General features: G+C 65.1%; 3 protein-coding genes. All 3 read right to left on the bottom strand.

What is annotated here, in order from left to right; translation table 11 throughout:
- A partial coding sequence (locus DBR24_RS33515) for a beta-ketoacyl synthase N-terminal-like domain-containing protein (protein WP_305889137.1) occupies positions 1-653 on the bottom strand: 653 nt, incomplete at its 3' end.
- A complete protein-coding gene (locus DBR24_RS24110; RefSeq protein ID WP_128615988.1) occupies positions 650-1,708 on the bottom strand; it encodes a beta-ketoacyl synthase in 1,059 nt (352 codons plus the stop codon). The genes DBR24_RS33515 and DBR24_RS24110, both read right to left, overlap by 4 nt.
- Position 1,709: 1 nt before the next feature.
- Positions 1,710-2,467, bottom strand: a 758-nt coding sequence (locus tag DBR24_RS24105; RefSeq protein WP_146189113.1) for a beta-ketoacyl-[acyl-carrier-protein] synthase family protein, incomplete at its 5' end; no start/stop codon positions are given.

Genomic DNA, 2,467 nt, shown 5'->3' with positions numbered 1-2,467 from the left:
CGCTGTACCTGCTCGGCCATGGTGTCCAGGTTGAGCACCGAATCGGCACCGCCGGCCAGCGCCACGCTGACTTCGCCACGTCGAATCATCTGAAAGGCATTGCCGATGGCCTGAGAAGCACCGGCGCAGGCACTGCTGATGTTGATCACCGGTCCTTCACACCGCAGATCGTCGGCGATCACACGCGCCAGCCGGTCATTGCTCTGACGCAGCGAACCTTCGGCACTGACCTGGGCCGATCGCGACATCAAATGCTGCCAGCCCGGCACACCGCCCTGCGGCGACTCGGTCAACAGCATGTCGGCGAGCATGTGCTGCGGTGCACCCGAGGCACACAACACCGCCGCGCCGCGCAACTGCTCTGGCTGCAGGCCGCTGTCGCTGACCGCCTGGGTGGCAGCCACCCAGCCAAAGCGGCTGCGCTTTTCCAGGGGCAACGTCCAGGCCGGGTGGTCTTGCAGTTTTTCCGGCATCAGGCGCATGTCGACAGGCGCGGCATAGCGCACGGCAAATGTCCCGTCGTCCACGTCATCGGGTTGCCACGGCCGCACACAATGTTCGGCGCCGAGCATTTTTTCCCAGAGGGTCTGCCATTCGAAACCGAAGCCGGTGACGGCGCCCATTCCGGTGATCACAATCCGTGTCGCACTCATGCGTGCTTCTCCATGGTTTCACTGGCCAACAGCAACGCGCCCCAGTGACCGGCGCGGGTGTGGCTGACAAGCAACGTGTAGCCCGGCGTCGCGGCCGCTTCACGGCTGAGGTGCAACGTCAGGGCGACATCGGTCAACAGGCCGCTGGCGCCCAACTCACCGGTGAAGACCCGCGTGTGGCGCAGGCCGTGCCGGGAGGCTTGGAGCACGCTCATCAATTGAGCGTCATCGCCGTTGCCGACGAGGTGCTCGACGTCGCCCAGACGCAGCTTCTCGCGACTCAGGGCCTGTTCGATCACACGTTGACCGACCGCAGCAGCGCGTTGCGGATCGGCGCTGTAGCCGCGGGCAAAACCGGCCACGCGCAGCATCTGTGTCGCGCCCGCAGGCGGGGTCGCGGCCAGCAGCAAAGCCGCTGCGCCTTCACCGAAAACCGGTTCGCCTGCCGGATCGGAGTCCCGCAGGTACAGCGCCGGCGTCAGGTTCGGGCTGCTGCTGACCACCAGCGCCGCATCAGCACGGCGTTCGCCGATCTGCTGGCAGGCTTCGATCAGCGCATCAAGCCCGGCGTTGTCCTGAGAACAGAAACCGCCCATCGGCCCATGGCAATTCAGCGCTTCGGCGACATAAGCCATGACGCTGCTGTTGAGCAGGGTCAGCGCGTGCAGCGGCGGCGTATTGGCCAGCAGTTGCACAAGCTGTTTTTGCGGCTGTTCGATGATCGCTTGCACCGCGTCCCAGCAAGGGCTCGGGGCGTCGACCTCCGGAATGGCCGCCGTCAGGGCGATGCGCGACGCGGGCAATTGCAGTGCCGCCAGCGCTGGCGCCAGCCGCGCGGTGCAATGCAGCAGCCGCAACCCCTGCGGCTCGACGCTGCGCTGGATTTTGCGGTCGAACAGGTCACTGGCCAGACGCGGCGTCGGCAAGGCGAATGCCTGGCGCCGAGGGTCAAAGGCCAGTGGCTGGGCTGCCGGCGGGGTGCCAAGCAAGTCGGCGCATTCGCTGCCGGCTGCGTTCAGCACGGCAGCGGCATTGATATAGATGGCTCGGTTCATGTCATGCCCTCCCCAGAACCAGCGAGCTGTTGATGCCGCCGAAGCCGAACGAATTGGACATCACCACGCTGATCGGCTGCCGCGCCGGTTCGCTCAGGAATTTCAGCGACGGGTATTCGCTACGCTCATGCTGATAGTTCAGGGTTGGCAGCAGCACCCCCTCGCGCAGACTGATCAACGACAGCACCGCTTCGATCGCACCGCTGCCGGCCAGAGAGTGGCCGATGGCGGACTTGTTCGCGGTGAAGGTCATGAAGTCCTGGCATCCACCGAACAACCGTTGCAGCGCCAGCGCTTCACAACTGTCGTTGGCCTGAGTGGAGGTGCCGTGGGTGTTGACGTGTTGCACGGCACTGCGCAGCAGCCCGGCATCTTCGATTGCGGCTTCCATGCATTCCTCGTATTTGCTGCCGTCGCGGCTACTGGACGTCATCTTCTGGGCCTCGCAGACATTTGCGTAACCCAGCACCCGCCCCAGTGGCGCGGCCTTGCGCCGCTGGGCGTGCGCGGCGGATTCGAGCACGACCATCGCCGCACCTTCGCTGAGTACAAAACCACTGCGGTCCGGCATGAACGGGCGACTTTGCTCACTCGCAGGCAGATCGGCCTGACACAGCGCCCCAAGGCTGTTGAACATGTAATAAGGCAATTCGTTGGCCATCAGTTCGACGGCGCCGCAAAGAGCCACGTCGATCTCGCCGCGCTCGATGGCCCGGTAAGCACTGCCGATGGCCATGGTGCCGGCGGCGCAGGCATCGG

This window comes from Pseudomonas sp. HMWF006, assembly GCF_003061205.1.
In the GTDB taxonomy this organism is placed as follows: Bacteria; Pseudomonadota; Gammaproteobacteria; order Pseudomonadales; family Pseudomonadaceae; genus Aquipseudomonas; species Aquipseudomonas monsensis.
The sequence above is the reverse complement of the archived record's forward strand: the minus strand, read 5'-3'. Positions and strand labels throughout refer to the sequence as shown.

Coding starts and splice junctions, on each gene's coding strand:
- DBR24_RS24110 (WP_128615988.1), bottom strand. CDS start 1,708: ATGAACCGAGCCATCTATATCAATGCCGCTGCCGTGCTGAACGCAGCC.